This is a genomic window from Fulverythrobacter fulvus (assembly GCF_037154085.1).
GTDB classification, from domain to species: domain Bacteria; phylum Pseudomonadota; class Alphaproteobacteria; order Sphingomonadales; family Sphingomonadaceae; genus Andeanibacterium; species Andeanibacterium fulvum.
In genome coordinates this window covers 936967-962981 of the sequence record NZ_JBANRM010000001.1, presented here as the reverse complement: position 1 = coordinate 962981, position 26015 = coordinate 936967, and the positions used below count along the sequence as shown (strand labels likewise).

At 64.5% G+C, this 26015-nt stretch carries 32 protein-coding genes and 1 tRNA gene; 21 read left to right on the top strand and 12 right to left on the bottom strand.

The genetic code is table 11. The features are described 5' to 3' along the window. The first annotated feature begins 87 nt into the window (after nt 1-87). The 3 genes from WFP36_RS04715 (at nt 88) to WFP36_RS04705 (ending at nt 1937) form a co-directional block, all read left to right on the top strand. The gene (locus WFP36_RS04715; protein ID WP_336978293.1) at nt 88-1182 is read left to right on the top strand and encodes a glycosyltransferase; all 1095 of its coding nucleotides are present in this window, start codon (nt 88-90) and stop codon (nt 1180-1182) included. A 42-nt stretch (nt 1183-1224) separates the two neighbouring features. Beyond that, nucleotides 1225-1791, top strand: a complete 567-nt coding sequence (locus WFP36_RS04710; RefSeq protein WP_336978291.1) for an LbetaH domain-containing protein — start codon at nt 1225-1227, stop codon at nt 1789-1791. A gap of 70 nt (nt 1792-1861) precedes the next feature. Beyond that, nucleotides 1862-1937 (top strand) — tRNA-Val (locus WFP36_RS04705). Between the two features lie 23 nt (nt 1938-1960). On the opposite strand, the gene WFP36_RS04700 is transcribed toward WFP36_RS04705, so the two are convergent. Further along, entirely contained in the window at nt 1961-2317 is a 357-nt protein-coding gene (locus WFP36_RS04700; protein WP_336978289.1) for a GNAT family N-acetyltransferase, read from the bottom strand. Between the two features lie 70 nt (nt 2318-2387). After that, on the bottom strand, nt 2388-3251 hold the full coding sequence (locus tag WFP36_RS04695) for a pirin family protein (protein ID WP_336978288.1): 864 nt from the start codon (nt 3249-3251) through the stop codon (nt 2388-2390). A gap of 123 nt (nt 3252-3374) precedes the next feature. On the opposite strand from WFP36_RS04695, the gene WFP36_RS04690 reads away from it, so the two are divergent. Together WFP36_RS04690 and WFP36_RS04685 are read left to right on the top strand one after the other, a co-directional pair. Beyond that, nucleotides 3375-3698 carry a winged helix-turn-helix transcriptional regulator gene (locus tag WFP36_RS04690; protein ID WP_336978286.1) on the top strand — a complete coding sequence of 108 codons (324 nt, stop codon included), beginning with the start codon at nt 3375-3377 and terminating at the stop codon, nt 3696-3698. Nucleotides 3699-3749: 51 nt separating this feature from the next. Then, nucleotides 3750-5012 carry an FAD-dependent oxidoreductase gene (locus WFP36_RS04685; RefSeq protein ID WP_336978284.1) on the top strand — a complete coding sequence of 421 codons (1263 nt, stop codon included), beginning with the start codon at nt 3750-3752 and terminating at the stop codon, nt 5010-5012. On the opposite strand, the gene WFP36_RS04680 is transcribed toward WFP36_RS04685, so the two are convergent. Together WFP36_RS04680 and WFP36_RS04675 are read right to left on the bottom strand one after the other, a co-directional pair. Continuing rightward, entirely contained in the window at nt 4979-5758 is a 780-nt protein-coding gene (locus tag WFP36_RS04680; RefSeq protein ID WP_336978283.1) for a dioxygenase family protein, read from the bottom strand. The two genes, WFP36_RS04685 and WFP36_RS04680, sit on opposite strands and share 34 nt — an antisense overlap. Nucleotides 5759-5762: 4 nt before the next feature. After that, complete coding sequence (locus tag WFP36_RS04675; RefSeq protein ID WP_336978282.1) at nt 5763-6347, bottom strand: TlpA family protein disulfide reductase; 585 nt, start codon at nt 6345-6347, stop codon at nt 5763-5765. Here WFP36_RS04675 and argH point away from each other — a divergent pair. From argH to WFP36_RS04655, 4 genes are read left to right on the top strand one after another with little or no spacing between them, the layout of a single operon-like run. Then, complete coding sequence (gene argH / locus WFP36_RS04670; RefSeq protein WP_336978280.1) at nt 6346-7743, top strand: argininosuccinate lyase; 1398 nt, start codon at nt 6346-6348, stop codon at nt 7741-7743. The genes WFP36_RS04675 and argH overlap by 2 nt on opposite strands. Beyond that, a complete protein-coding gene (locus WFP36_RS04665; protein WP_336978278.1) occupies nt 7740-7985 on the top strand; it encodes a hypothetical protein in 246 nt (81 codons plus the stop codon). Before argH ends, WFP36_RS04665 begins: the two co-directional genes overlap by 4 nt. Before the next feature lie 9 nt (nt 7986-7994). Then, nucleotides 7995-9260, top strand: coding sequence for a diaminopimelate decarboxylase (gene lysA, locus WFP36_RS04660; RefSeq protein WP_336978276.1), 1266 nt, complete (start codon nt 7995-7997; stop codon nt 9258-9260). Next, the gene (locus tag WFP36_RS04655) at nt 9260-10039 is read left to right on the top strand and encodes a precorrin-2 dehydrogenase/sirohydrochlorin ferrochelatase family protein (protein ID WP_336978274.1); all 780 of its coding nucleotides are present in this window, start codon (nt 9260-9262) and stop codon (nt 10037-10039) included. The genes lysA and WFP36_RS04655 overlap by 1 nt, the downstream gene beginning before the upstream one ends. 47 nt (nt 10040-10086) lie before the next feature. On the opposite strand, the gene ruvX is transcribed toward WFP36_RS04655, so the two are convergent. The 7 genes from ruvX to pyrE are packed head-to-tail and all read right to left on the bottom strand — an operon-like array spanning nt 10087 to nt 15538. Then, nucleotides 10087-10554 carry a Holliday junction resolvase RuvX gene (gene ruvX, locus WFP36_RS04650; RefSeq protein WP_336978272.1) on the bottom strand — a complete coding sequence of 156 codons (468 nt, stop codon included), beginning with the start codon at nt 10552-10554 and terminating at the stop codon, nt 10087-10089. After that, nucleotides 10551-11669 carry a DUF3089 domain-containing protein gene (locus WFP36_RS04645; protein WP_336978270.1) on the bottom strand — a complete coding sequence of 373 codons (1119 nt, stop codon included), beginning with the start codon at nt 11667-11669 and terminating at the stop codon, nt 10551-10553. The genes ruvX and WFP36_RS04645 overlap by 4 nt, the downstream gene beginning before the upstream one ends. Nucleotides 11670-11693: 24 nt before the next feature. Beyond that, the gene (locus WFP36_RS04640; protein WP_336978269.1) at nt 11694-12824 is read right to left on the bottom strand and encodes an AI-2E family transporter; all 1131 of its coding nucleotides are present in this window, start codon (nt 12822-12824) and stop codon (nt 11694-11696) included. After that, nucleotides 12811-13800, bottom strand: a complete 990-nt coding sequence (gene lepB / locus WFP36_RS04635; protein ID WP_336978267.1) for a signal peptidase I — start codon at nt 13798-13800, stop codon at nt 12811-12813. The genes WFP36_RS04640 and lepB overlap by 14 nt, the downstream gene beginning before the upstream one ends. Continuing rightward, nucleotides 13797-14198 carry a holo-ACP synthase gene (gene acpS, locus WFP36_RS04630; protein ID WP_336978265.1) on the bottom strand — a complete coding sequence of 134 codons (402 nt, stop codon included), beginning with the start codon at nt 14196-14198 and terminating at the stop codon, nt 13797-13799. The genes lepB and acpS overlap by 4 nt, the downstream gene beginning before the upstream one ends. Continuing rightward, on the bottom strand, nt 14195-14941 hold the full coding sequence (locus tag WFP36_RS04625) for a pyridoxine 5'-phosphate synthase (protein ID WP_336978263.1): 747 nt from the start codon (nt 14939-14941) through the stop codon (nt 14195-14197). The genes acpS and WFP36_RS04625 overlap by 4 nt, the downstream gene beginning before the upstream one ends. Nucleotides 14942-14956: 15 nt before the next feature. Further along, on the bottom strand, nt 14957-15538 hold the full coding sequence (gene pyrE / locus WFP36_RS04620; protein WP_336978262.1) for an orotate phosphoribosyltransferase: 582 nt from the start codon (nt 15536-15538) through the stop codon (nt 14957-14959). Between the two features lie 196 nt (nt 15539-15734). Between pyrE and coxB the strand changes: the two genes are divergently transcribed. The 10 genes from coxB to WFP36_RS04570 all read left to right on the top strand — a co-directional run bounded on the left by coxB (nt 15735) and on the right by WFP36_RS04570 (nt 23076). Beyond that, nucleotides 15735-16793, top strand: coding sequence for a cytochrome c oxidase subunit II (gene coxB, locus WFP36_RS04615; RefSeq protein WP_336978261.1), 1059 nt, complete (start codon nt 15735-15737; stop codon nt 16791-16793). A gap of 39 nt (nt 16794-16832) precedes the next feature. Further along, nucleotides 16833-18515, top strand: coding sequence for a cytochrome c oxidase subunit I (gene ctaD, locus WFP36_RS04610; protein WP_336978260.1), 1683 nt, complete (start codon nt 16833-16835; stop codon nt 18513-18515). A 116-nt stretch (nt 18516-18631) separates the two neighbouring features. Beyond that, complete coding sequence (locus WFP36_RS04605) at nt 18632-19549, top strand: heme o synthase (RefSeq protein ID WP_336978258.1); 918 nt, start codon at nt 18632-18634, stop codon at nt 19547-19549. After that, nucleotides 19549-19686 carry a hypothetical protein gene (locus WFP36_RS04600; RefSeq protein WP_336978257.1) on the top strand — a complete coding sequence of 46 codons (138 nt, stop codon included), beginning with the start codon at nt 19549-19551 and terminating at the stop codon, nt 19684-19686. The genes WFP36_RS04605 and WFP36_RS04600 overlap by 1 nt, the downstream gene beginning before the upstream one ends. Beyond that, entirely contained in the window at nt 19683-20249 is a 567-nt protein-coding gene (locus WFP36_RS04595) for a cytochrome c oxidase assembly protein (protein WP_336978255.1), read from the top strand. Before WFP36_RS04600 ends, WFP36_RS04595 begins: the two co-directional genes overlap by 4 nt. Before the next feature lie 99 nt (nt 20250-20348). Beyond that, complete coding sequence (locus WFP36_RS04590) at nt 20349-21170, top strand: cytochrome c oxidase subunit 3 (protein WP_336978253.1); 822 nt, start codon at nt 20349-20351, stop codon at nt 21168-21170. A gap of 29 nt (nt 21171-21199) precedes the next feature. Continuing rightward, complete coding sequence (locus WFP36_RS04585) at nt 21200-21634, top strand: DUF983 domain-containing protein (protein WP_419716617.1); 435 nt, start codon at nt 21200-21202, stop codon at nt 21632-21634. Then, nucleotides 21631-22215, top strand: coding sequence for an SURF1 family cytochrome oxidase biogenesis protein (locus WFP36_RS04580; protein ID WP_336978248.1), 585 nt, complete (start codon nt 21631-21633; stop codon nt 22213-22215). Before WFP36_RS04585 ends, WFP36_RS04580 begins: the two co-directional genes overlap by 4 nt. Before the next feature lie 52 nt (nt 22216-22267). Beyond that, nucleotides 22268-22612 carry an ArsR/SmtB family transcription factor gene (locus WFP36_RS04575; protein ID WP_336978246.1) on the top strand — a complete coding sequence of 115 codons (345 nt, stop codon included), beginning with the start codon at nt 22268-22270 and terminating at the stop codon, nt 22610-22612. Continuing rightward, on the top strand, nt 22609-23076 hold the full coding sequence (locus WFP36_RS04570) for an SRPBCC family protein (protein WP_336978245.1): 468 nt from the start codon (nt 22609-22611) through the stop codon (nt 23074-23076). Before WFP36_RS04575 ends, WFP36_RS04570 begins: the two co-directional genes overlap by 4 nt. Nucleotides 23077-23247: 171 nt before the next feature. On the opposite strand, the gene WFP36_RS04565 is transcribed toward WFP36_RS04570, so the two are convergent. Beyond that, on the bottom strand, nt 23248-23730 hold the full coding sequence (locus tag WFP36_RS04565) for an SRPBCC family protein (RefSeq protein WP_336978244.1): 483 nt from the start codon (nt 23728-23730) through the stop codon (nt 23248-23250). A gap of 49 nt (nt 23731-23779) precedes the next feature. Here WFP36_RS04565 and WFP36_RS04560 point away from each other — a divergent pair, with 49 nt between their 5' ends. Together WFP36_RS04560 and thrC are read left to right on the top strand one after the other, a co-directional pair. Then, nucleotides 23780-24124, top strand: a complete 345-nt coding sequence (locus WFP36_RS04560) for an ArsR/SmtB family transcription factor (protein ID WP_336978242.1) — start codon at nt 23780-23782, stop codon at nt 24122-24124. A 490-nt stretch (nt 24125-24614) separates the two neighbouring features. Then, nucleotides 24615-26015 carry a threonine synthase gene (gene thrC, locus WFP36_RS04555; protein ID WP_336978240.1) on the top strand — a complete coding sequence of 467 codons (1401 nt, stop codon included), beginning with the start codon at nt 24615-24617 and terminating at the stop codon, nt 26013-26015.

Genomic DNA, 26015 nt, shown 5'->3' with positions numbered 1-26015 from the left:
TTCGAACTTGAAACGACACAACTCGTTGCCAGGCGGGCAAACCAGTTTCCGTCCGGTTCTTCCGCACAAGGGCAGTGCCAGCAAATTATGAAGATACTGCACTACACCCATTCGCTCACACGCTCAGCGGGTGGGGTATTCTTCGCCGTCACCGGGCTGGCCAAGGCAATGCAGGCACTGGGGCACGAGGTTTCGGCCATCGGTTGGGCGGACGAGCATTTCGAGGAAGACCGGGCGCTGTGGGGCGAGGTGAGGTTGCTGCCCCGGCACAGCGGCAATCCCGGCTATGGCTTCGCCCCGCAAATGCTCGCCCGCATTCTGCAGGAAAAGCCCGACATTCTGCATGTGCAGGGCATCTGGTCCGCCGCGTCGATCTATGGCCGCATGGCTGCGGCAAGGGGTATCCAGGTCGTCTGCTCGCCGCATGGCATGCTGGAGCCCTATATCCTCGCGCGGCGCCCGGCGGTGAAATCGGTTCACGCGGCGCTGTTCGAACGCCCGATGTTGCGAACCGGGCATGTCCACGCACTCAATGCAAAGGAACGGGACGCGGTGCTGGCCTTCATGCCCTCGCTGGCGGGGCGGATTTTCGTGGCTCCCAACGGAGTGGAGCAGGCCGTCGCGCCCGAACCCGATGCTGCCCGCGCGGGCACGCTTTTCCTCGGCCGCCTGCATCCCAAGAAGCAGGTGCTCGAACTCATGCGTAGCTGGCGCGCGGCTCCCGCCCTTGCGCAAGAGCAGCTGACCATCGCCGGCTGGGGCGATGCCGATTACACCGCCGAAGTTCGCGCCCTAGCGGAAGCCGCGCCCAACATTCACTTTGCCGGCCCGCTTTTCGGCGAAGCCAAGGACAAGGCCCTGCGAGAAGCCCGGCATTTCATCCTGCCGTCGTTGAGCGAAGGCCTGCCGATGGCAGTGCTGGAGGCGATCCAGCTGGGCTGCATCCCGGTGCTGACCGACGATTGCAATCTGCCCGAACTCTTCTCGGACGGGATCGCGCTGCGCATGGCGACGGATTTTTCCGATTTCGAAATAGTAATGAGCGATGCAGTGGCGCGGCCGGAGGAGGAAGCGCAGCGCATGTCTATGGCGGCGGCGGCCTATTCCAACCGCTATCTCTGGTCGAACATTGCCGCGACCATGGCCGGGGAATATCGTCAGATCCTCTCCGGCAGGACATAGCGGCGACACTTCGCCGCACAGACAGGAAGCGCCCGAACAATCATGTCATCTCCTCTGGACGCCCGGCAGACCAAGCCCCTTGAAGGCGGGGCGAGCTTCTCGCTCGGCAACCGGGTCTTCCGTGCAGTCTGGGCAGTGGCATGGACTGTCCTCGCCCGCTGGACCCCGCCGCCGCTGCATGGCTGGCGCCGCTTCGTGCTGCGCGCCTTTGGGGCGCAGGTGGGGCGCAATGCCCGGCTCTATGGCTCGACCCGGGTCTGGTATCCGCCCAATCTTACGCTGGGCGAGGGCGTGCTGCTGGGGCCGGGGGTCAATTGCTACAATCAGGGCCGGATCGAGATCGGGGCCTATACGGTCGTGTCGCAGGGCGCCCATCTGTGCGCCAGTTCGCACGACATTTCCGACCGCGATTTCCAGTTGGTGCTCAAGCCGATCACGATCGGGGAACGGGCATGGATCGCGGCCGAGGCATTTATTGGCCCCGGCTGTGTCGTGGCGGATGGCTGCGTGATCGCGGCGCGCGCGGCCCTGTTCGGGAAGACCGAGCCGTGGGGCGTCTATTCAGGCAACCCGGCAAAGCTGCTCAAGATGCGCGTGTTGCGCAATTAGGCGACGGTTGAAGCATTCACCGCGTTGACCTGCCGCGCAGACCCGTTAAAGGCGCGGTTTCCGAGTGATCGGGCGGTTAGCTCAGTTGGTAGAGCATCTCGTTTACACCGAGAGGGTCGGGGGTTCGAGCCCCTCACCGCCCACCACGGAAATCAGCCATTTCCTGTCATCATTCGCCGCGCAGCTGGGCGGCGGTCAGCTTCGGCATTTCGCCGGGCCCGACAGTGAAGACATCGCGCCATTCGGGATGTTTGACGTAGCGCGCGCGGACATAGGGGCAGATCGGGATGATCCTGAACCCCCGTTCGCGGGCATCGGCGACGAGATAATCGACCATCGCCGCGGCAACTCCGGTGCCCTTCAACTCGTCCGGCGCGCCGGTATGGTCCGCGCTGATCAGGCCGGGGCCGCGATGCGTGAAAGTGATTTCAGCCTCGGCATCGATCCCCGCCACTTTCCCGACATAGCGGCCATGTCGTTCGCCATCCTCGATCGTTACAGTGATTTCGCGTGCGCCGTCGGCCATGGCCCTGCTCCTTTTGCGATTCGAAAGACAAAAAGGCCCGGAGGAAGCGGTCCCTCCGGGCATCTTCAGATCATGCCGGTGCGAGTGCGCCGAACCGGCCCGAGTTGAAATCCGCGATTGCCTGGCGGATTTCGGCCTCGGTATTCATCACGAACGGGCCATAGCCGAATACCGGCTCGTCAATCGGCTCGCCGGTCATCACCAGCAGCATGGAATCGCCATCGGCCCTGATCGCCACATCGGCGCCGTCGCGAGTGAGGCGGGCGATTTCCGCTTCGCCAACGCCCTTGCCGTCGATGGTCACATGGCCGGAAAGCACAGCCACCATCGTGGTGTGGCCATCGGGTACGGGCAGGGTGGTTTCCGCATTGGCCGCAAGCCGCACGTCCCACAGGTTGATCGGGGTGAAGGTGCTGGCCGGCCCCTTGGTCCCCCAGAAATCACCTGCGATAATCCGCGCGCGCCCGCCGTCGAAGCTGACTTCGGGGATCATGTCGCGCGTGATCGCCTGGTACTTGGCGGGAGTCGCCTTGTCCTTTGCGGGCAGGTTGACCCACAGCTGCACCATGCGGAACGGGCCGCCGGTCTTCGAATAGCCGGGGGAATGGAATTCCTCATGCAGCACGCCCGCTCCGGCAGTCATCCACTGGACTTCGCCGGTGCCGATCGTACCGCCGCCGCCGGACGAATCCCGGTGGCTGACTTCACCGTCATAAACGATGGTCACCGTTTCGAAGCCCTTGTGCGGATGTTCGCCTACGCCGCGCGGGTGGCCTGCCGTCGGTTCGAAATTCCACGGTCCGGCATAGTCGAACAGCAGGAACGGGCTGATCGGGGCGGTTTCGCCATGATAGCTGAACAGCGAACGCACAGGGAAGCCGTCACCCACCCAGTGAGCGCGGTCGTTGCGGAGGATCGTTTCGAGAGTCTTCATCGCATGTGCCTTTCAAGGGGCGTATTCTGCTCGTCCGCCCCGCCCCGGGGCCTTGCCTTCTTGTTGAACGAAACATATGCGGGCACTAACATATCAACAAGTACGGTCTTTCAGGATACCGTTGTGGACGCCCCTGCAAATACGACAGACCACTGGAATTGCCCTGCGGAACGGGCGCTCGATTTCCTGTCGGGCAAATGGCGCCCCATGGTGATTTACTGGCTGATGGACGGGCCGCTGCGCTTCAACGAATTGCAGCGGCGGCTGGGCGGGATCACGCACCGCACCCTGTCCAAGACGCTCAAGGAAATGGAGGCGGACGGCCTTGTCGCCCGCAAGGATTACGGCGAAATTCCGCCTCGCGTGGATTATGCGCTTACGCCGAAGGGAGCGAGCCTGCAGCCGGTGCTGATGGCGATGGAGAACTGGGCGAAGTCCTGGCGATAATGGGCTGAAATTCGCTTGAACTGACTTGGGCGCGCCCGCTACCTCCAGTCTATGGCGGGGCAACAACTGGATATCGGGATTGCCGGATGCGGCGTAGCGGGCCTGGCTTCGGCGGTGCTCCTCCATCGGCAGGGCCACCGAGTGACCCTATACGAACGCTTCGACCAGCCGCGCCCGCTCGGTTCCGGGCTGATGATCCAGCCGACTGGCCTTGCTGTGCTGGACCGGCTGGGGCTCGCCGGGCGTATCCTGCGCGATGGGGCGCCGGTCACTCGCCTGCTTGGTCGCAACGCGGATGGGCGGGTGGTGCTGGATGCCCGCTATGGCGACCTTTCGCGCCGCGGCGCGTTCGGCATCGGAATTCACCGCGCCAGCCTGTTCGCGGCCCTTTATGAAGCGGTGCAGGCGGAAGGGATCGCCATCCGCACCGGCCGGGAAGTCACGGGCTCCGCAATGGGCGATGGCGGGCGCAGGATCGCCTTTGCCGATGGCGGATCATCGCCCGACCACGATCTCGTTGTCGATACGCTGGGATTGCACACCACGCTTGCTCCGCCCACCGGCAGATGGCTGGATTACGGCGCCTTGTGGACTACGCTGGACTGGCCTGCGGGCTCGACCTTCGATCCCACACTGCTGGAGCAACGTTATCGCGCCGCCCGGCAGATGGTGGGTGTGCTGCCGACGGGGCAGGGCAGGCTTGCCCTGTTCTGGTCGCTACGGGCAGATGCGTTGGAAGGATGGAAGGCGGCGGGTCTTTCTGCCTGGAAGGACGAGGTGCTGCGCCTCTGGCCGGAATGCGCGGTGTTGCTCGACCGGATTGAAGATCCCGGCCAGCTGACCTTCGCCCGCTATGCCCATCGCACCTTGCCCCGGCCGGTCGATGAGCGGCTCATTCACATCGGCGATGCATGGCATTCGGCCAGCCCGCAACTGGGGCAGGGGGCGAATATGGCCCTGCTGGATGCCTGGGCGCTAGCCATGGCGCTGGGTGAGGAGAGGGCGGGCGGCGAGGGGGCATTGCAGGCCCGGCTGGAACGCGCGATCGCCTTCCGACGCGGCCATGTGAAGCTCTATCAATGGCTCACGGCCCTGTTCACGCCGCTCTATCAGAGCGATGCCGCCTTGCCTGCGCTGCTGCGCGACTGGCTGCTCGCACCGCTTTCGCGGGTCGGTCCCGGCGGGGCAGTGCAGGCTGTCCTGGTGGGCGGATTGGCGGGCGGCCCGCTGCGGCGGCTGGGGTTGGACATACCGGACTATCTCGGCCTGGCCGAACCCTCTCAGCCCAGCGTGACCGTGGCCGTCCCGGCATAGCCTTTCTCCGGGCTGCCGGTGAGGTGGATGGTCTGGGCTATCCGTTCCTCCTCCGGGCCGGAAAAGGCGAAGTCGCGCGTGGCGGGCCAGCGGGAAAGGTTGGCGAGGCTGGAGCCATAGTCGCTGCTCGCCTTGTATACCTTGGCGCATTCCTCCTCTGTGAAGGCTAGTTGGGAGACGAGCAGGCTGGCATGGCCGCTTGTCGCCGCGTCGAGGCTCTCGAAGGCTTCGATATGCACATGCGGCGCGCGGCCGCCATAGCAGCCGGGCACGATGGTGGTGAAGCGCACCACGCCGTCCGCATCGCTCACCTGCATTCCGCGCAGCCAGTTCACGTCCTCGCGATTATAGAGCGAATAATCGCCCGCCGCGTCGCATTGCCACAGATAGAGCGCGTGGCCCGCCAGCGGAGCGCAGCTTTGCGCGCTGACCAGCCGGATCGCGCAATCGAGCATCACCCCCGGCGCCTCGCCCGCCATTCCCGCGAAGCTGGTGCGGATATCTTGCCGCACGAGGCCCTGTTGGCCGAAGACCGACAGGGTCTGCCCGCTGGCACGCGTGCCGTCGGCGGGGAAGGGGCCGCGAATCTCGGTCGGCGTGAGGAGGCATGTCTCGCCACTTGCGGTGCGCGCTGCCACCGTTTCCTGGCAGGCTGCCACAAGCCCGCCCAACCCGAGCGCGGCCAGCCCCAGCGCCTGACGGCGAGAGGCAAGGGCGGCAAGATCGGTGACGAGGCGGGATGTCATGGTGTCAGCCCGCATTCCCCATGGCTTCGGCGATCAGGGCCTTGGCTTCCTCGCCCTCCCAGTCGAAGGCGCCGGTCACGCGGGCTACTTCCTTGCCGCTGGCATCGTAGAGGAACGTGGTCGGCAGGTCCGAAGCGCCGGAATTGAAGCTGAGGTCGCTCTTGGTATCTAGCCACGGCTCGAGATGGGCGAACTTGCCCTGTTCGAAGAAGGGCGTGACCACTTCGGCGCCCTTCATGTCCTGACTCACCGTCACTACGCGCAGCTTGCCCGCATGTTCGCCCGCAATCGCATCCAGCACCGGCATCTCCGCCTTGCACGGCGCGCACCAGGTGGCCCACAGGTTCAGCAGCACCGGCTGGCCTTTGAGGCTGGCAAGGTCCAGCACCTTGCCCGAGGGATCGGTGGCAGTGAATTTCGGCAGGCTCTCGCCCGCGAATTTACGGCTTACAGGCCCTTCCTTGGCGCTTTGAGTCGACGCTACGTCGCCCTGTGGTTGCGCGTCGGGGCCGCTTTCCCTATCGCACCCCGCCAGTGAGACGGCAAAGCCGAGTGCGAGCGCAAGCGTGACGGATAACGAACGGGACATGAAGAAAAGCTCCAATCAGATGTGGGGCGGGCGCTTTGCCGAGGGCCCGTCTGCGATCATGCGCGAAATTAACGCCTCGATCCCGTTCGACAAGGCACTGTGGCGGCAGGACATTGCCGCCAGCAAGGCCCATGTCGCCATGCTGGGCGCGCAGGGCATTGTCTCTGCGGAAGATGCCCTTGCGATCAGCGATGGGCTGGATCAGGTGGCCAACGAATATGCCGCCAATGGCGTTCCCGAAGATTGGGACCTCGAAGACATCCACATGACCACGGAAAGCCGCCTTGCCGAACTGATCGGCCCGGCGGCAGGGCGCCTGCATACCGCGCGCAGCCGCAACGATCAGGTGGCGACCGATTTCCGCCTGTGGGTGCGCGATGCGATTGACGAGGCCGATGCCGGGCTCGCCGCCCTGCAGCGCGCGCTGGTTACGCGGGCGGGCGAGCATGCCCATTCGATCATGCCGGGCTTCACCCATCTGCAGGTGGCCCAGCCGGTCACGCTCGGCCATCACCTGATGGCCTATTACGAGATGCTGCGGCGCGATCGCTCGCGCTTTGCCGATGCGCGCGCCCGGCTCAACGAATGCCCGCTGGGCTCGGCGGCGCTGGCGGGCACGGGCTTCGCCATTGATCGGCAGGCGACGGCCAGCGCCCTGGGTTTTGCGAAGCCGACCGACAACAGCCTCGATTCGGTGTCCGACCGCGATTTCGCGCTCGATTACCTGATGGCCGCCTCGCAATGCTCGCTGCACTTGTCGCGGCTGGCGGAAGAGATGATCATCTGGGCCAGCCAGCCCTATGGCTTCGTGCGTATGCCGGATGCGCTTTCCACGGGCAGTTCGATCATGCCGCAGAAGAAGAACCCGGACGCAGCCGAACTGGTGCGCGGCCATTCCGGGCGGATCGTGGGCTGCGCCACGGCGCTGATGATCACCATGAAGGGCCTGCCGCTCGCCTATTCGAAAGACATGCAGGACGATAAGCCGCCCGTGTTCGAGGCGGCTGGGCTGCTGGGCCTGTCCATCGCGGCGATGGAAGGGATGGTCGCCAATGCCACCTTCAATACGGCACGCATGCGGCAGGCGGCCGAACTCGGCTATGCCACGGCAACCGATCTGGCCGACTGGCTGGTGCGTCAGGCCAACATTCCCTTCCGCGAGGCGCATCACATCACCGGTGCTGCGGTAAAACTCGCCGAAAGCAAGGGGGTAGCCCTCGAAGCTCTCTCTCTGGACGAGCTTCGGGCGATCGATCCCCGCATCGACGAACGCGTCTATTCCGCGCTTTCGGTCGAAGCGTCGGTCGCATCGCGCGCCAGCCATGGCGGAACCGCGCCTTCCGAGGTAGAAAAGCGGATCGCACAGGCGCGCAGCGCGCTGGAAATGGACGCATGAAGCAACCCGCAACCCTTCTTCTCCTGCCCGGTCTCGCCTTGCTTGCTGCCTGTGGGCAGACGGCCGATCTGCGGCCGCAGGCGGGCAAGGAACTGCCTCAGGCGCCCTACGGCCGGGAAGAACGCCTGACCGCCGAAGAACTTATGGAGCCCGCTCCGCAGGCCGCACCCGAACGCAGCGTGGAATTGCGCCGCCGCTCCGAAGAACGCGAGGACGATCCCTTCGATCTTCCGCCCGAATAACAGGTAACCATGGATCATTTCGAACTCAGGAACGGCGAGCTTTACGCCGAAGACGTGCCGCTGGCCCGCATCGCGGCCGAAATCGGTACGCCCGTCTATGTCTATTCCCGCGCCACGCTGGAACGCCACGCGCGGGTTTTCCGCGAGGGCCTCTCGATCCTGCCCAAGGTGCATGTCGCCTTCGCGGTGAAATCGAACCCCAATCTGGCCGTGCTGAAGATCCTCCAGCGCGAAGGCTATGGCGCCGATGTCGTCTCGGGCGGCGAGTTGGAACGTGCTCTGCGAGCCGGCATGCCTGCGGAGGACGTAGTGTTTTCCGGCGTGGGCAAGACCGCGCGCGAATTGCTGCGCGGGATCGAAGCCGGGATCGGCCAGTTCAACATCGAATCCGAGGAAGAGGGCCGGGAACTCGCCGCCATTGCCGAGGCAATGGGCGAAAGCGCGCCTTGCGCCTTGCGCGTGAACCCGGACATCGATGCCGGAACGCACGACAAGATCTCCACCGGCAAGGCCGACAACAAGTTCGGCGTGCCGATCGACGAGGCGCCGGGCATCTATGCGCGGCTTTCAGCTCTGCCCGGCCTCGATATGCGCGGCGTCGCCGTCCATATCGGCAGCCAGCTTTCCGATCTCGCACCGCTGGAAAAGGCCTTCACGCGCCTTGGCCGCCTGATCGCGGAACTGCGCGCGGCTGGCCTCAAGGTGACCCATGCCGATCTCGGCGGCGGCCTTGGCGTGCCCTACAAGGCGGGCGAAGTCATGCCGAGCCCGGCCGAATATGGCGAAATGGTCGCCCGCGTGACGAAGGACTGGGATGTTACCCTGATGTTCGAGCCGGGCCGCGTGATCGCGGGCAATGCGGGCATCCTGCTCACTTCCGTGGTGCGGGTGAAGCGTAACGGCAATCGCGATCCCTTTGTGATCGTCGATGCGGCGATGAACGATCTTGCCCGCCCGGCGCTTTATGGCTCGTGGCACGATTTCGATGCAGTGTGCCCCAGCGGCGCGAAGATGACGGCCAATATCGTCGGCCCGATCTGCGAAACCGGCGACACTTTCGCCATGGGCCGCCACATGGACGCGCTGGAAGCGGGCGATCTCGCCGTGTTCCGCACGGCCGGTGCCTATGGCGCCACCATGGCATCTTCCTACAACAGCCGCGGCTTCGTGCCCGAAGTGCTGGTGGATGGGGACCGTTACGCCGTTGTGGCCGACCGGATCGCGCCCGAAGCCATTGCCGATGCCGAGCGCGTTCCGGACTGGCTGCTGGGCTGATGCAGTCTCTTCCGCTCTTCCACCGCATTGCCGGTCAGCCGGTGATCGTGCTGGGGGAAGGGCCCGCCGCCGAGCCCAAGCGCCGGTTGGTGGAACGGGCAGGCGGCGAAGTGATCGATACGATCGAACTGGGCTGGTCGCGCGGGGCGCGGCTGGCCTTCGTCGCGTTGGATAGCCAGGCGGCGAATGAAGAAGCCGCAAAGCGCCTGAAGGCGCGCGGCGTGCTGGTGAACGTGGTCGACCGGCCGGACCTGTGCGATTTCACGACGCCCAGCATTCTGGAACGCGATCCGGTGCTGGTGGCCATCGGCACGGGCGGGGCATCCGCCGGGCTGGCCAAGCAATTGCGCCTGCGGCTCGAATCGCTGCTGCCCGCCACACTCGGCACGCTGGCCGAATCGCTGCAATCAGCGCGGGAGCAACTGCGCGCACGCTGGCCTTCGCCCGCTGACCGGCGCCAGGTGCTCGATGCGGCACTGGGGCCGGGCGGGGCGCTCGATCCTCTGCGCGAGGAAAGTGCCGATGCGGTGGAAGGTTGGCTCGACGGGGCGGAGACGGAAAAGCCGCTCGGTCACGCGATTATTGCCCTGCGCAGCGCCAATCCCGACGATTTGACCCTGCGCGAGGCACGCCTGCTGGGCAGCGCGGACGTGCTGCTGGTGGGGCAGGGCATTCCGCAGGCGATTCTCGACCGGGCGCGAGCCGATGCCCTGCGCCGCCCACTGCCCTATGAGGGCGAATTGCCCAAGGGGCTGGTGGTAGAATTGCGGCGGAACTAATCCGTATCCGCCTGTCCTTCGACAAGCTCAGGACGAACGGGTGGGGGCTAAAACGCCGCCCCGGCCAGCGCATCGATCGCTCCCTGCAGGATCACCGCTGCCGCATGGCTGTCGATTCGCTCGGCGCGTTTTCCGCGGCTGAAATCCTGCGCGATCATGTCGCGTTCGGCGCTGGCGGTGGACCAGCGCTCGTCCCACAGCAGCACGGGCAGGCCGAGCGGTTCCAGATTGCGGGCATAGGCGCGGCTTGCCTGCGCGCGGGGTCCTTCCGAGCCGTCCATATTGAGCGGCAGGCCGATCACGATGCCCTTCACACTGCGCTCGGCGATCAGCGCTTGCAGCTTGGCCTTGTCGGCCGTGAATTTGCCCCGCGGCAGGGTTTTGCCCGCCGTAGCGAAGCTCCAGCCCGCATCGCAGAAGGCCGTGCCGATGGTCTTGGTGCCGACATCCAGTGCGATCAAAGCGCCGCCGCCGGGCAGGGCTTCGCGCAGTTCGGGGGCGCGGGTGGTGATCATGCCGGCGGCGTCCACTGCTTCACCCGCGCGGTCACGTCCTGCTGCAGGTTCTTCCAGAACAGCGGGATGTCATAGACGTGGTAATTATTGCCCGGCAGCACGGCGGGGCCCAGTTCGGGCGGATCGCCGATCAGCAATATGCCGCTGGCATCGCAGCGTGCAGGTATTGCCCCGGGCGTCAGTGTACCATCGGTCATCGCGGCATTGGGCACCAGCGTGCCCAGATTGGCGCTGGCGGGCGCAGAATCGGCTGATCTGCCGGTAAGCGGATTGCTGCACAGGATCGGGCTGCCCTTGCGCGACTGGCCGTCGAAACCCGCCGAGGCGTTATAGCGTTCGAGCATCTGGCCGGTATCGGCGGGCTCGGCAAAGCTCACCCAGCCCTGGATGCAGCCCGCCTGATGCAGGACTGAGCAGGCAGGCAGGCCCAGCGCGGGCAGATCGTGTTCCAGCGAGACGGGCCAGCCGATGGCATAGACCATGGCAATGCGCTTTTGCGCAGGGGTACCGCGAATATGTTCCGCCAACAGCCGCAGCAGATGGAGCGAGCCCTGGCTATGCCCGGCCAGCACGATCGGCTCGTCGGCGGGAATCTGGGTCAGGAAATAATCGAAGGCCAGCGTGACGTCGCGATAGGCTGCGTCCAGCGCCTTGTCGGCCTTGGGATCTTCGGTGAGGAACGATCCGAATGCTGCCTGGCGATAGCGCGGCGCCCAGATTTCGCTTGCCTGCCCGAAGGGGCTGGCCATGCCTTTCAGGAACAGGCGGGCGCGGTCATTCGCGGTCGCATCCTCGAGCGAAGCGTTCCACGATCCCTTGTCCAGATAGGATGTCGGGTGGACGAAGAAGACGGCAAAGCGCGTCTCGCCCGGTTTCTGCATCGCGCCGCCCGGCTGCCAGCGCACCAGATCGTCGCCCTTGCCGGGGCGGGCGAACCACATTTGCGGATCGGCATAGGCACTGGCGGCCAGCGGCTGCTGCTCCTGGAATTCGGCCGTGGGCACGAAGGCGAAGGCGGTCAGTTCGCTGGACCAGATGCGCAGGGCAAAGAAGGTCCCGATCACCAGCACGATACCGGTGGCGACGATGTAGAGGAAGATTCGCGCGGCTTTCACTGTGCCTTTGCCTTTATGCCGGGCCTAAGCCCCGGCCTCCTGCGCTTCGCGCGCAGCATCGTATTTGGCCGAGCGCCGCTCCAGCGCGACCTTGATCATCGCCACCAGCGGGTCTGCCAGGGCGAGGCCGAGAATCCCGAACATCACCCCCATCACCAGCTGCGTGGCCAGCACCAGCGCCGGGGCGAGGTCGACCGTCTTCTTGGCGATCAGGGGGACAAGGACGTTTCCGTCGATCGTCTGGACGAAGAAATAGACGAAGATGGTGTAGAGCCCCATCTCGGTGCCGCCGGAAAAGCCCACCAGCACCATCAGCACGCCCGAAATGACCGCGCCGACATTGGGGATGAAGGCCAGAGTGCCGGTGATAAGGCCCAGCAGCACCGCCATGGGCACCGGCACGCCATCGTTCACCAGCGCATATCCGGCAAGCATCGCCCAGGTGAAGATGCCTTCCACCACCATGCCGAACAGCCGCCCGCCCAGCAGGTGGCGCAGCTTGCGCGCCATCAGCGATCCGGTGACGTAGAAATCCTCGCGCCGGTTCTCGGGCAGCATCCAGGCGATGCCGCGCTCGTAAAGCCGGGGCTCGAGCGAGATATAGATGCCCAGGAAGCCGATCAGGATCAGGCTGGCGATTCCGCCCAGCAGGCCGCTGAGGGCCCGCGTAACCGTGCCCACGCCGCTGGCGAGCTGACTGCCGAAGCTCTGCAGCGAATTGGCGTCCACCGCCACCCCGCGCGCCTGTGCCCATACGGCCCAGGCGTGAATCTGTTCTTCCACGATTCGCGGCAATTCTGCCGCCTGCTGGGCAATCGTCGTCCCGGCATAGACTACCATCCCGATGAGGAAGGCGACGCCCAGGGTGAGGACGATGGCGATGCGCCAGCCGCGTCCGATCTTCAGCACGCGGCCCAGCAGGCGCGCGCCGCCATCGATCATCGCGGCAAAAACCATGCCGCCGAAGACGACCAGCAGCGAGCGGGCCATGTAGACGGTGAGGACGGCGCCGCCCACCACCAGCACCCACATGAAGGCGCGGCGCGCTTCATAGGCGAGTTTAGGGTCGGCGATCTGCGCGGGGCTGGAGCCTACCTTGCGTTCCCCGTCCTGCTGTTTCCCATCCCGCACGGGTTTTGCGTCACTTCCCGCCATCTCCACTCCCGTTGGCAACTGCCGGTTCGGCCTTCGCGGGGCGCAGGCTAGTCCAGGCGCGGCCGTCACGGAAGGCCTTGAACCAGGTGAGGGGATTCCAGGTCATCGAACCGTCGAGCGAGAAGGTGATGAACTCCGCCCGTCCGCCGATGCTGGACAGCGGAACCGGGCCGCCCAGGCCATTGGCGATGGGCTTGGCCGGCACGCGGCTGTCCGCCGAGTGATCGCGATTGTCGCCCATCAGGAAGACATGGTCCTCCGGCACGGTGATCTCGCCATAATCGTCGTTCATCTGGATCATGTCGTCGATCACCAGATAGCTGACGCCATTGGGCAGGGTCTCGCGATAGGTCGGCGGCTCGTAATATTCCCGGCCATCGGCATCGCGGACCCGGAAATTCTCGAAATCCTCAAGGCAGGGCCGGGCCACGCCGTCGCCATCCGGGCAGGTCTGCTGATCGACCGGGATGCGCACCGGCGATACCACCTGCCGGGGAACGAGCTTGCCGTTGAGGACGATTCGCCCGTTCACCAACGCGATCCGGTCGCCCGGCAGGGCGATCACGCGCTTGATGTAGTCCTCGGGCCGGTCTGGCGGCACCGCGATCACCACATCGCCATATTCGGGCACCCGGCTGGCGATCTTCCAGTCGCTGCGCGGCAGGAAATGGAACGTGGCCGAAACCCAGCTCCAGCCATAGGGATATTTGCTGACCACCAGACGGTCGCCCACCAGCAGGTTGGGCACCATGGAAGTGGAGGGGATGTAGAACGGCTTGGCGATCAGGCTGTGGAAGGCGAGTACCGCCAGCAGCATCAGCGCCAGCCCGCGAATCTCCGCAAACCAGTTGACCTTGGGGTCCTTCTTGTCCTCCGCAGCGGCTTTTGAGGCCGGAGTGGGGGAGGCCGGGGTGGAGGAGGCGGTCGCGACAGGATCGGCGGGAGCGCCCGATTGGGTTTCGTCTTCGGAATTCACAGCTTGCGCGCCTCTATCACGACGAAGGCCTGGGCCCATGGATGGTCATCCGTGAGCGTCAGGTGAACGATGGCCGCATGGCCTTCGGGGGTCAGTTCCTGCAGGCGGACGAGGGCGCCCCCCTGCAATTCCAGCGTCGGCGCGCCCGAACGGGCATTCACCACGCCGATATCCTTCATGAACACGCCCTGCTTGAAGCCGGTGCCCACTGCCTTGGAAAAGGCCTCCTTAGCGGCGAAGCGCTTGGCAAAGGTGCCGGCGCGGGTATGCGGACGGCGGGCGGCCTTGGCGCGCTCTATCTCGGTGAACACGCGCAGCTCGAAGCGTTCGCCCCAGCGGTCGAGCGAATTCTGGATTCGCTCGATATTGCACAGGTCGGAGCCCATGCCGATGATCATCCGCGAGCCTCGTCCATCAACTCGCGCATGCGCCGCACGGCGACGTCGAGCCCGGTGAAGATCGCTTCGCCCACCAGATAGTGGCCGATATTCAGTTCGGCGAGCTGGGGAATCGCCGCAATCGGCTGCACATTCTCGTAAGTGAGGCCGTGGCCGGCATGGGGCTCGATCCCGTTCCGGGCGGCGAGGGCGGCCATATCGGCGATGCGCTTCAATTCCGCCGCGCGCTGGTCGCCCGTGGCATGGGCATATTCGCCGGTGTGGAGTTCCACGATCGTGGCGTTCAGCCGCAGCGCCGCCTCGATCTGCTCGGGCTTTGCCTCGATGAACAGGCTGACGCGAATCCCCGCATCGAGCAGCTTGCCGACGATCGGGGCGAGTTGATTATGCAGCCCGGCTGCGTCCAGCCCGCCTTCGGTGGTGCGTTCCTCGCGCTTTTCGGGGACGATGCAGGCGGCGTGCGGCTTGTGGCGCAGCGCGATCTCCAGCATTTCCTCGGTCGCGGCCATTTCCAGGTTCAGCGGCAGGTCGGTCGCGGCCTGGATGCGGGCGAGGTCCGCATCGCGGATATGGCGCCGGTCCTCGCGCAGATGAGCGGTGATTCCATCGCCGCCCACTGCCGCCACGATCTCGGCCGCGCGCACGGGATCGGGATGATCGCCGCCGCGCGCGTTCCGGATGGTCGCGACATGGTCGATATTGACACCCAGCCTCAGGCGTCCGGGGTTGAGGATAGCGCTCACAATTCCGCTTTCTCGTCAGTCCTGGCGGCTGCCGGGCTTGGTAACCGGCCTGGCCGCGAGTTCGGGGGGCAGTTCGTCTTCCGCATAGGTGGGGAAGGAAAGTTCCACCAAGGGATAGAAAGGCACCTTGAAATCGACCGAACCGCCCGAACGGTCGACCAGCGAAGCAGCGGCGATCACCTTGCCGCCGGCGGCGCGGATCGCGTCCATCGCCTCGCGGCTGGAAAGGCCGGTGGTCACGACGTCTTCCACCATCAGCACTTTTTCGCCTTCCTTGAGGCCGAAACCGCGGCGGAACTCGAACGTGCCGGTCGGCCGTTCGACGAACATTGCCTCCACGCCCAGCGCGCGGCCCATTTCATGGCCGATGATGACGCCGCCCATGGCGGGCGAGACCACCTTGGAAATCTGCTGGCGCAGGTCGCGGGGCAGCTTGGCCGCAAGGGCCGCAGCCAGGCGCGACGCGCGCATCGGGTCCATAAGGACACGGGCACATTGCAGGTAATAAGCGCTGTGGCGGCCTGAGGAGAGCTTGAAATGCCCTTCAAGCAGCGCCTCGCTGGCGCGGAACTCGGAGAGGACCTCGTCTTCGGTCATGGATGATTCTCTGTAACCCTGTTGGTGTGAAGCAGATGCCCCTTGGTGCGACTGTGCACGGGGCTGTCGAAAATTATCCCTAGAAGCGCTTGAGGCGGGGGGCAAGCGCGCGTATAGGCCCCGGCAAAACCAGCCCCATACGGGGTTCCTACGGGCATGCTTGCCCCCAAGATAACGAGCGGAAAGCGTCAGACAGATGAACTTCGGCGAGACCCTTCGTACCACGGTCACTTCCCTGAAGGCCCTCTCGCTGGGCCTTGTCGGCGCAGCGCCCTTCGCCCTGCTGCCCAAGGCAGCCCTTGCGCAGGAGGCTGCGGCTCCGGTCGCCGCTACTGCGACTCCGGCTGCTGCCGATGCGGCGGCCCCGGTTGCCGATGCGGCTGCGGCCGCTGCTCCTGCGGCGCCGACCTACACCCCGCTTGGTCCCGACATGATCAAGGGCCAGCCCGAACCCGGCGGCATGTGGCTGCAGTCGCAGCATTCGCCCATCGGTCACGATGCCAGCTGGATGCACGACTATGTGCTGACCCCCGTGATCATCGCGATCGTGGTTCTGGTTCTCGCGCTGCTCCTGTTCGTGATTATCCGCTTCAACCGCCGCGCCAATCCGGTGCCGTCGAAGACCAGCCACAACACCCTGCTGGAAGTGCTGTGGACCGGCGTTCCGATCCTGATCCTGGTGCTGATCGCGGTTCCCTCGCTCAACCTGCTGGCCGAACAGTATAAGAGCGCTCCGAAGGATGCGCTGACCGTCAAGATCACCGGCTATCAGTGGTATTGGGGTTACACCTATCCCGACAATGGCGGGTTCGAAGTGATCTCGAACATGATGCCGGAAGAAGAAGCCAAGGCTAAGGGCTTCCCGACCCACCTCGAAGTCGATCACCGCATGGTCGTTCCCGTGGGCGTTCCGATCCGTATCCAGACCACTGCGGCCGACGTGATTCACTCCTTCGCCGTGCCTTCGCTGTGGTTCAAGCTCGACGCCGTTCCCGGCCGCCTGAACGAAAAGGTTCTGCAGATCGACGAGCCCGGCATCTATTACGGCCAGTGCTCCGAACTGTGCGGCGTGCGTCACGGTTACATGCCGATCGCGGTCGAAGCCGTCCCGCAGGAAAAGTTCGAACAGTGGATCCTGTCGCAGGGCGGTGAACTGCCGAGCAAGGCTGCAGCGGCTCCGGCCGCTCCTGCCGCCGCGGTTACTCCTGCCGCCGCACCGGCTCCCGCCGAAACCGCCACGCCGGGCGCTGCCTGAGCCGTTTGAAGATTAGATCAGAAGGTCGAAAGTAAAGCCATGGCAACCATAGCCGATACCTTCCAGGCTCACTCGGAAGAGCATCACCACGACGCCGACCACAAGCCGGGCTTCTTTGCCCGGTGGTTCATGTCCACCAACCACAAGGACATCGGCACGCTCTACCTGATCTTCGCGATCTTCGCGGGGATCGTCGGTGGCGGCATCTCGGGCATCATGCGCGAGGAACTGCGCGAGCCCGGCATTCAGGTGCTCGGCCATGTGGCGATGCTGCTTAACGGCGGCGCGGTCGATTTCGACCAGCAGCTCCACCTGTGGAACGTGCTGATCACCGCGCACGGCCTGATCATGGTGTTCTTCCTGGTCATGCCGGCCGTTATCGGCGGCTTCGGCAACTGGTTCGTTCCGATCATGATCGGCGCGCCGGACATGGCCTTCCCGCGCATGAACAATATTTCGTTCTGGCTCACCTTCATGGGCTTCTGCTCGCTGATGATCTCGCCCTTCATGTCGGGCGGCACGGGCAACGGCGCGGGCGTGGGCTGGACCGTTTATGCCCCGCTTTCCACCACCGGTTCGCAAGGCCCGGCGATGGACTTCGCGATCTTCGCGCTGCACCTTGCCGGTGCGGCCTCGATCATGGGCGCGATCAACTTCATCACCACCATCTTCAACATGCGCGCGCCGGGCATGACCCTGCACAAGATGCCGCTGTTCGTGTGGTCGGTGCTGGTCACTGCCTTCCTGCTGCTGCTGGCGCTGCCGGTGCTCGCTGCCGCGATCACCATGCTGCTGACCGACCGCAACTTCGGCACGACCTTCTTTGACGCTGCCGGCGGTGGTGACCCGATCCTCTACCAGCACCTGTTCTGGTTCTTCGGCCACCCCGAAGTGTACATCATGATCCTGCCGGCCTTCGGCATCATCAGCCAGATCATCTCGACCTTCAGCCGCAAGCCTGTGTTCGGCTATCTCGGCATGGCCTACGCCATGGTCGCGATCGGCGTCGTCGGCTTCATCGTGTGGGCTCACCACATGTATACGGTGGGCCTCGACGTGAACACGAAGATGTACTTCACGGCTGCCACCATGGTCATCGCGGTGCCCACCGGCATCAAGATCTTCTCGTGGATCGCCACGATGTGGGGCGGCTCGCTTGAGTTCAAGAGCCCGATGGTCTGGGCCATCGGCTTCATCTTCCTCTTCACCGTGGGCGGCGTGACCGGCGTCGTGCTGGCCAATGGCGGCATCGACGATGTGGTGCATGACACCTATTATGTGGTCGGCCACTTCCACTACGTGCTGTCGCTGGGTGCGGTGACCGCGCTGTTCGCCGGCTTCTACTACTGGTTCCCGAAGATGAGCGGCCGGATGCACAGCGAATTGCTGTCGCACATCCAGTTCTGGATTTTCTTCGTCGGCGTGAACATGATCTTCTTCCCGATGCACTTCCTCGGGCTGCAGGGCATGCCGCGTCGTTATCCGGACTACACCCCGGCCTACCAGCACTGGAACGAGATCGCGACCTACGGCTATTACATCATGGCCCTGTCGCTGGTGGTGTTCTTCATCAACATCATCTACGCTTTCACTGCCGGCAAGAAGGCGCCGAACAACTACTGGGGTGAAGGCGCAACGACGCTGGAATGGACGCTGACCAGCCCACCGCCGTTCCACCAGTTCGAAACCCTGCCGGTGATCAAGGACGAAGATCACCACTGATAGGGGCCAACGGCAGGGCAGGCGCCCGCCAGGCCGACTGACGGTAAATAGGGTGGGGCGCGCCGCAACGGTGCGCCCCTCCTTGTAACAAGCGGCCAGGCCGCGCTGAAAGACGTATGACGACCACCACTGCAACCCAGCTCCCGGCCGACTGGCGCGACTTCTTCGCGCTGACCAAGCCGCGCGTCATGAGTCTGGTGGTGTTCACCGGCCTGTGCGGCCTGCTTGCTGCGCCGGGCCATATCCACCCCGTGCTGGGCTTCACTGCCGTGCTGTGCATTGCCATGGCCGCGGGCGGGGCAGGTGCGCTCAACCAGTGGTGGGAAGCCGATATCGATGCGGGCATGAAGCGCACTGCGCGCCGACCGCTCCCGCAGGGCAAGATGGACCCCACTTCCGCTCGCGATTTCGGCGTCGGCCTGTCAGTGGCAGCCGTGCTGATCATGGGGCTGGCAGTGGGCTGGCTCGCCGGGGCGATCCTTGCCGCTTCGGTCGTCTATTACGCCGTGATCTACACCATCTGGCTCAAGCCGCGCACGCCGCAGAACATCGTGATCGGCGGCGGGGCAGGGGCCTTTCCGCCGCTGATCGGCTGGGTGGCCGTGACTGGCGAGATCACGCTGATGCCGGTGCTGCTCTTCGCGATCATCTTCTTCTGGACCCCGCCGCATTTCTGGGCGCTCGCGCTGTTCGTGAAGTCCGATTACGCCAAGGTCGGCATTCCGATGATGCCGGTGGTCGCGGGCGAGGCTTCCACGCGCAAGCAGATCCTGGCCTATAGCGTGCTGCTGCTGCCGCTGTCCGCCACGCCGTGGTTCATCGGCGGGACCGGGGCGCTCTACGGTATTGCGGCGCTGGTGCTTTCGGCCGTGTTCCTTGCCTTGTCCTTCCCGGTGGCCTTCCGCCAGCGCATGGGCGAGGAGGATGCGATGAAGCCCGAAAAACGGCTTTTCGCCTTTTCCGTATTCTATCTTTTTGCGCTGTTCGCGGCTCTGGTTGCGGACCGGCTGCTTTCCGTGCAGGGACTAATCTGATGACCATGACGCCCGAAGAACAGGCCGAATTCACCCGTCGCCGCAAGGGGCGCAACCTCGTGGTTGCGGGCCTGCTGGTGGGTTTCGTGGTGCTGTTCTTCTTCATCACCATCGTTCGGATCGGAGGCGCGCAATGACCAGCGTCGGGCATGATGCGGCACGGCGGAAGAACCGCAAGGTCGGCTTCATGGCCTTTTCGCTGGCCGTGGCCATGCTGGGGCTGGGCTATGCCTCGGTCCCGCTTTACCGCATCTTCTGCCAGGTGACCGGCTTCGGCGGCACGCCGCAGATCGCGAGCGAGGCCAAGGCGGCGGCGGTCAACGCCACGGGCGAGACGATCTCTGTCCGTTTCGACGGCAATATCGCGCCTGACGTGCCGTGGCAGTTCAAGCCGGAGCAGGTGACGGAAACCGCCCAGCTGGGTGAGCGCAAGATCGCGTTCTTCATTGCCCGCAACAATTCGGACAAGCCGGTGACCGGGCAGGCAAGCTACAATGTCGAGCCCGAACAGGCGGCGCCCTATTTCAACAAGATCCAGTGCTTCTGCTTCACCGAGCAGACGTTGCAGCCGGGCGAGGAAGTCCGGATGCCGGTGACCTATTACGTCGATCCCGCCATCCTCAAGGACGAGAATGCGAAGGGCGTCGAACAGATCACCCTGAGCTACACATTCCACAAGCAAGACGATCCGGGCTCCTAGGATACGACCTAAGCTCTGGACCACACGCGATCAGCAGATTAAGGGGCGCTCACAAGGCTCTGTCAGGGGCGCCACGCAAGACCAACCAGGAAGCAATCCATGGCCGGCACGAAGAACCACGATTACCATATCCTTCCCCCCGATATCTGGCCGCTGACCGGCTCGTTCTCGGCGCTTGTGTTCACCACCGGCATGGTGATGTTCATGCACGAGATGGCTGGCGGCCATCTGGTTGTCGGACTGGGGCTCGCCGGCCTGATCGCCACTTTCTTCAGCTGGTTTTCCAACATCATCAAGGAAGGCCGCGAGGGTCACCACACTCCGGTGGTGCAGCTGCATCTGCGTTACGGCATGATTCTGTTCATCGCTTCAGAAGTGATGTTCTTCGTCGGCTGGTTCTGGAGCTGGTTCGATTTCGCGCTGTTCCCCAACGCGCTTACCGAGGTTGTAGGTGGGCAGTTCCCGCCCAAGGCGATCGAGGCCGTGATGGACCCGTTCGCCCTGCCGCTGCTCAACACGCTGATCCTGCTCTGCTCGGGCACGACGGTTACCTGGGCGCACCACTCGCTGATCCACGGCGATCGCGCTTCGCTCAAGAAGGGCCTGTGGCTCACCATTCTCCTGGGCGTGCTGTTCAGCTGCATCCAGGCCTATGAATATATGCATGCGCCGTTCGCCTTCGGTGGCAACACCTACAGCTCGGCCTTCTACATGGCGACCGGCTTCCACGGTTTCCATGTGCTGGTCGGCACGATCTTCCTGATCGTCTGCCTCGTGCGTTCCTATAAGGGCGATTTTACCGCCAAGGAGCATTTCGGCTTCGAAGCGGCTGCCTGGTACTGGCACTTCGTCGACGTGGTGTGGCTGTTCCTCTTCGTGGTCGTCTACATCTGGGGCGGCTGGGGTGCACCGATCCACTGATCGGCCCCGAGGTGAACCAACCCGAATCTATCAAGGAAGGGCAGCCCGCCGCAGTGCAGGCTGCCCTTCTTGGTCTTTGCCCCAGATGCGGAGCGAAGACGCTGTTCGGCGGGCCTGCCCGCTTCGCGCCGCGCTGCACCAGCTGCGATCTCGATTTCGCCCAGTTCAACGTGGGTGACGGACCGGCCGCCTTCCTAACCCTGATCATCGGCGCGCTGGTGGTGATCCTGGCGCTGTGGCTGGAATTCTCCGTCCATCCGCCCTTCTGGGTTCATGCGCTGATCTGGATTCCGGTCATCGCCGGATCGACTCTCTGGGGCTTGCGCGTCAGCAAGGCTTGGCTGCTGCAGGCGGAATATTGGCGCAAGGCGAAGGAAGTCACCGGTAGCGACGTCGGCGACGACAGGGGAGGCGACGTGGGCGGTGCTGCTGGCGGCCAATCCGCGCAGGATGGGGCCGAGTGACCCGTCGCATCCCGATTTTTGCGACCGTCGTCGTATTACTCGCCGTCGCCACCATGGTGGGGCTGGGCGTGTGGCAATTGCAGCGCGCCAGCTGGAAGGAATCGCTGCTGGCGCATTACCGGCAGGCGCTCACCATGTCCTCGCTGGCCGAATGGCCGAAGGGCAAGGCAGAGGTGGAGGGCGTCCTCTATCGCCATTCCACTGTCCAATGCGCCCGGGTTATCTCGCTCGACGCCGCGGCCGGCCATAATCAGGCGGGCGAAACGGGCTGGGCGCAGGTCGCCCGCTGCGCGATTCCCGGCGCGGGGGAAGCCGATGTCGTGCTTGGCTGGTCCGCCAGCCCGCAAGAGCGGGTGCAATGGGCCGGCGGCGAAGTGCAGGGAATCATCGGGCCGGGCCGCGATGGCGAGGCCCGCCTGATCGCATCGCCGCCGCTGGCGGGGCTGCAGGCCAATGCCGCGCCCGATCCGGCCGACCTGCCCAACAATCACATGGCCTATGCCGGGCAGTGGTTCTTCTTCGCCGTCACGGCGCTGGTGATCTACGCCATTGCGCTGCGCAGGCGGTTACGGGGCAAATAGGGTTCGATAAAATAGTTTGCCAATCGGTAAACTGATCCGTATGGTTCACCATATGGAAAACAATACTTCATCCCTCGATCTGGCGTTCCATGCCCTGGCCGACCCCACGCGCCGCGCGGTGATCGGCCGCCTGATGGAAGGGCCTGCCCCGGTCGCCGAACTTTCCCGGCCTTTCGCCATGGGCCTGCCTGCCTTCCTCAAGCATCTTCGCGTGCTGGAGGAGAGCGGGTGGATAGCGTCGGAGAAGAAGGGCCGGGTGCGCACTTGCCACATGCTGCCGGACCGGCTGCGCGCGACGGAAGAATGGCTCACTGCCCAGCGCAAGATCTGGGAAGCCCGCACCGACAGGCTGGCCGCCTATGCCGAAACCCATATCGCCGGGGAGGAGCACTCGTGAGCGCCTTACAAGCCGATCTCGCCATCTCCCGCCTGATCAAGGCGCCGCCCGCTGCCGTATGGAAGGGCTGGGCCGAAGCCGAGCATTTCGACCGCTGGTGGATTCCCCAGCCGATGGAATGCCGCTCCATCAAGCACGACCTCCGCCCCGGCGGCGGGTTCGAGACAGTGATGCGCGAGCCGGGCGGCGAATGGCAGCCGCATATGGAGGCCTGCTTCCTCGAAGTGGTGCCGGGCGAAAGGCTGGTCTTCACTACCATGCTCGGCGAGGGCTGGCGGCCGATAGAGCCGTGGCTGGGCCTCACCGCAATCGTCACACTCACGCCCGAGGATGGCGGCACGCGCTATGCCGCGCGGGTAATGCACAAGACACCCGAAGATGCCGCGCGCCATTCCGATCTCGGCTTTGCCGATGGCTGGGGGACGGTGATCGAGCAGTTGGGGAAATTGGCTGCGGAGTGGTGAGGGGGAATACCCCTCTCCAAGCTCCGCTAGTCCGCCGTGCGGCCAAGCTGCGTTATCCTCTCCCGCAAGGGGAGAGGAGGGGCGCTAAACTCCTCTCCCCTTGCGGGAGAGGATACGCAGGCTCGCGAGCTTGCTCGCTAGCCGAAGTTGGAGAGGGGGCTTGTCGCCAGCCTACTTATACATCCCCTCCCGCAAATTGATCCCATGCTCGATCCACACCTTCAGCGCGCAGAGCATCTGGGTCCAGCCGTGGCAATTGCCGTAGGAGCCGCGCAGGCCGCCTGGCGTTTCGCGCCAGCCTTCCTCGGCCACTTCCACCAGGGTGCGCCCGTCTTCGAGCGGGCGGAATTCCATGGTGACGGTGGTTTCATATTCCGCGCGGCCATCCACGGCAGCATCGCCATCCTCTGGCGTGGCCTCATTCGCGGCCCAGCGCAGCACGATGCGCTTGTCAGGCACCACTTCCACCACATGCACCGGGAAGGCGCCGGGAAAATCGTGAAAGTCCCACATCACGGTGGCGCCGGTTTCCAAACGGCCCTTGGCGCCGCCTGTGGTGAAGTAGCCTGACAGCTTCTCCGGATCGGCCACGGCTTCGAACACTTCGTGCACTGGCCGCGCGATCCGCGCCGATACCCTGAATTTCAGTTCCATTGCGCCATCCTCTCTTGAGTCGCGCTCGATTATGTTATAAAAATATAACATGTCAATCGATGGGAATATGGACGCGGTCTTCAAGGCCCTGGGTAATGCCACCCGGCGCGCGATCTGCGACGAACTGAAATTGCGCCCGCTCACCACCAGCCAGCTTTGCTCCTGCTTTGCCGAGCTGGATCGCTGTACGGTGATGCAGCACCTCAAGGTGCTGGAGAAGGCCGGGCTGGTCGTGCCGGTGCGCAAGGGGCGCGAACGGTTCAATCATCTCGATGCCATGCCTATCCAGCAGATTCACCAGCGCTGGATCGGCCCTCACGCAGCGAGTGCGGCGGCGGGGCTGCTGGCGCTGAAGGGCGCGCTGGAAGGGGAGGGCGTGGGGGAAGAGGTGTAGGCGCATTTGGGTGACGAACCTCATGCCTTGTCACATCCGTCATGCTGAGCTTGTCTCAGCATCCATTCGGCCTTTCGTGCCTTGCCTGATCCCGAGAAATGGATCCTGAAACAAGTTCAGGATGACGGCAGGATCTTTCGCCAGCGTTCGTGCCCAAGCTGGTAACGCAGCATTTTCCTACACGGCCCCATCTGTGCCATGGCGCCTGCAAGCCGATTTCGCGGTGGCTGAGTTGACGCGTTGGCAGTGCGATTTAACCGGGTGAGGGGGAGCTGAATGAAAAGTCACACACTCATTCGCGAAATGCCCGGCAGGTCATTGTTCCTGAATGATAATTCCGGGAAAGGTCACGCAGTTTCGCAGGTCGTTTCGTGTCACCTTCGCGATGCGTCTTCATCTCTCCTGCACTGCCCGCCCCGGCGCCGCCTGAAAGCATCTCGCTGCCCATCCGGGGTTTCCTTTGCCGGGCGGTGCGATTAAGGCGCGCGCCATGCTTTACGTCTCCACTCGCGGCAGCGCGCCGGCGCTCGATTTCGAAGGTGTCACTCTGGCCGGGCTGGCCTCGGATGGCGGGCTCTATGTCCCCACCGAATGGCCCCGTTTCACTGAGGCGGAAATCGCGGCGATGGCCGGGCTTCCCTATGCCGAACTGGCAGTGAAGGTGATGCAGCCTTTCGTGGCGGGCAGCCTGACGGATGAGGAACTGCTGCGCCTGTGCCGCAGCGCCTATGGCACCTTCGCCCATGACGCGGTGACGCCGCTCAAGCAGTTTGACGAACAACACTGGCTTCTGGAACTGTTCCATGGCCCCACGCTGGCCTTCAAGGACGTGGCGCTGCAATTGCTGGGCCGCCTGTTCGAAACCTTCCTGTCCCGCCGGGAAGACCGGCTGACCATCGTTGGCGCGACCTCGGGCGACACTGGCTCTGCCGCGATCGACGCAGTGGCGAACCGCAAGAACATCGACATCTTCATGCTGCATCCGCGCGGCCGGGTGAGCGACGTGCAGCGCCGCCAGATGACCACAGTGCTGGCGCCCAATGTCTATAACATCGCCATCGAAGGCAGCTTCGACGATGCGCAGGCGATGGTGAAGCGCATGTTCGGTGATACTGCCATGACCAGCCGGTTCAACATCGCGGCGGTGAACTCGATCAACTGGGCGCGCCTGATGGCGCAGGTGGTCTATTACTTCGCCTGCGGCGTGCAGCTTGGCGCGCCTTACCGCAAGGTGGCCTTCTCCGTGCCGACCGGCAATTTCGGGGACGTGTTCGCGGGCTATGTCGCGGCCAAGATGGGCCTGCCGATCGAACGGCTGATCGTGGCGACCAATGTGAACGACATTCTCCACCGCGCATTGTCGGAAGGCGATTATTCGGCCGGAACGGTCACGCCCACTGCCGCGCCTTCGATGGATATTCAGGTCAGCTCCAATTTCGAACGCCTGCTGTTCGATTGCGGCGGGCGCGACGGTCTGGCCCTTGCCGAGCAGATGCGCGGCTTTGAAGCAAGCAAGGCCATGCGCCTCACCAATGCGCAGCGCGAAGGGGCTTCCGCCCTGTTCACCAGCGCCCGCGCCGATGGGGACGAGACCATGGCCGCGATGCGCTGGGCGGCGGACCATTGCGCCGAGATCATCGATCCGCACACTGCCATTGGCCTGCACGCCGCGCGCAATGCCGGGGTGGATAAATCCGTGCCCGTGGTGACGCTGGCGACTGCGCATCCGGCCAAGTTCCCCGATGCTGTGGAACAGGCAACCGGCACGCGTCCGGGCTTGCCCGCCCGCGTTGGCGATCTGTTCGAGCGTGAAGAACGCTATGTCCAGCTGCCGGGCGAATATGATGCCATCGCCGCCTATGTGGCGGAGCATGCGACGCCCAATTCGTAA

What these genes read in the sequence shown, in the direction of transcription:
- WFP36_RS04715 (WP_336978293.1), top strand. Translation starts at nt 88, where the DNA reads ATGAAGATACTGCACTACACCCATTCGCTCACACGCTCAGCGGGTGGG.
- WFP36_RS04710 (WP_336978291.1), top strand. Translation starts at nt 1,225, where the DNA reads ATGTCATCTCCTCTGGACGCCCGGCAGACCAAGCCCCTTGAAGGCGGG.
- WFP36_RS04700 (WP_336978289.1), bottom strand. Translation starts at nt 2,317, where the DNA reads ATGGCCGACGGCGCACGCGAAATCACTGTAACGATCGAGGATGGCGAA.
- WFP36_RS04695 (WP_336978288.1), bottom strand. Translation starts at nt 3,251, where the DNA reads ATGAAGACTCTCGAAACGATCCTCCGCAACGACCGCGCTCACTGGGTG.
- WFP36_RS04685 (WP_336978284.1), top strand. Translation starts at nt 3,750, where the DNA reads ATGGCGGGGCAACAACTGGATATCGGGATTGCCGGATGCGGCGTAGCG.
- WFP36_RS04680 (WP_336978283.1), bottom strand. Translation starts at nt 5,758, where the DNA reads ATGACATCCCGCCTCGTCACCGATCTTGCCGCCCTTGCCTCTCGCCGT.
- argH (WP_336978280.1), top strand. Translation starts at nt 6,346, where the DNA reads ATGAAGAAAAGCTCCAATCAGATGTGGGGCGGGCGCTTTGCCGAGGGC.
- WFP36_RS04675 (WP_336978282.1), bottom strand. Translation starts at nt 6,347, where the DNA reads ATGTCCCGTTCGTTATCCGTCACGCTTGCGCTCGCACTCGGCTTTGCC.
- WFP36_RS04665 (WP_336978278.1), top strand. Translation starts at nt 7,740, where the DNA reads ATGAAGCAACCCGCAACCCTTCTTCTCCTGCCCGGTCTCGCCTTGCTT.
- lysA (WP_336978276.1), top strand. Translation starts at nt 7,995, where the DNA reads ATGGATCATTTCGAACTCAGGAACGGCGAGCTTTACGCCGAAGACGTG.
- WFP36_RS04655 (WP_336978274.1), top strand. Translation starts at nt 9,260, where the DNA reads ATGCAGTCTCTTCCGCTCTTCCACCGCATTGCCGGTCAGCCGGTGATC.
- ruvX (WP_336978272.1), bottom strand. Translation starts at nt 10,554, where the DNA reads ATGATCACCACCCGCGCCCCCGAACTGCGCGAAGCCCTGCCCGGCGGC.
- WFP36_RS04640 (WP_336978269.1), bottom strand. Translation starts at nt 12,824, where the DNA reads ATGGCGGGAAGTGACGCAAAACCCGTGCGGGATGGGAAACAGCAGGAC.
- acpS (WP_336978265.1), bottom strand. Translation starts at nt 14,198, where the DNA reads ATGATCATCGGCATGGGCTCCGACCTGTGCAATATCGAGCGAATCCAG.
- pyrE (WP_336978262.1), bottom strand. Translation starts at nt 15,538, where the DNA reads ATGACCGAAGACGAGGTCCTCTCCGAGTTCCGCGCCAGCGAGGCGCTG.
- coxB (WP_336978261.1), top strand. Translation starts at nt 15,735, where the DNA reads ATGAACTTCGGCGAGACCCTTCGTACCACGGTCACTTCCCTGAAGGCC.
- ctaD (WP_336978260.1), top strand. Translation starts at nt 16,833, where the DNA reads ATGGCAACCATAGCCGATACCTTCCAGGCTCACTCGGAAGAGCATCAC.
- WFP36_RS04605 (WP_336978258.1), top strand. Translation starts at nt 18,632, where the DNA reads ATGACGACCACCACTGCAACCCAGCTCCCGGCCGACTGGCGCGACTTC.
- WFP36_RS04600 (WP_336978257.1), top strand. Translation starts at nt 19,549, where the DNA reads ATGACCATGACGCCCGAAGAACAGGCCGAATTCACCCGTCGCCGCAAG.
- WFP36_RS04595 (WP_336978255.1), top strand. Translation starts at nt 19,683, where the DNA reads ATGACCAGCGTCGGGCATGATGCGGCACGGCGGAAGAACCGCAAGGTC.
- WFP36_RS04590 (WP_336978253.1), top strand. Translation starts at nt 20,349, where the DNA reads ATGGCCGGCACGAAGAACCACGATTACCATATCCTTCCCCCCGATATC.
- WFP36_RS04575 (WP_336978246.1), top strand. Translation starts at nt 22,268, where the DNA reads ATGGAAAACAATACTTCATCCCTCGATCTGGCGTTCCATGCCCTGGCC.
- WFP36_RS04565 (WP_336978244.1), bottom strand. Translation starts at nt 23,730, where the DNA reads ATGGAACTGAAATTCAGGGTATCGGCGCGGATCGCGCGGCCAGTGCAC.
- WFP36_RS04560 (WP_336978242.1), top strand. Translation starts at nt 23,780, where the DNA reads ATGTCAATCGATGGGAATATGGACGCGGTCTTCAAGGCCCTGGGTAAT.
- thrC (WP_336978240.1), top strand. Translation starts at nt 24,615, where the DNA reads ATGCTTTACGTCTCCACTCGCGGCAGCGCGCCGGCGCTCGATTTCGAA.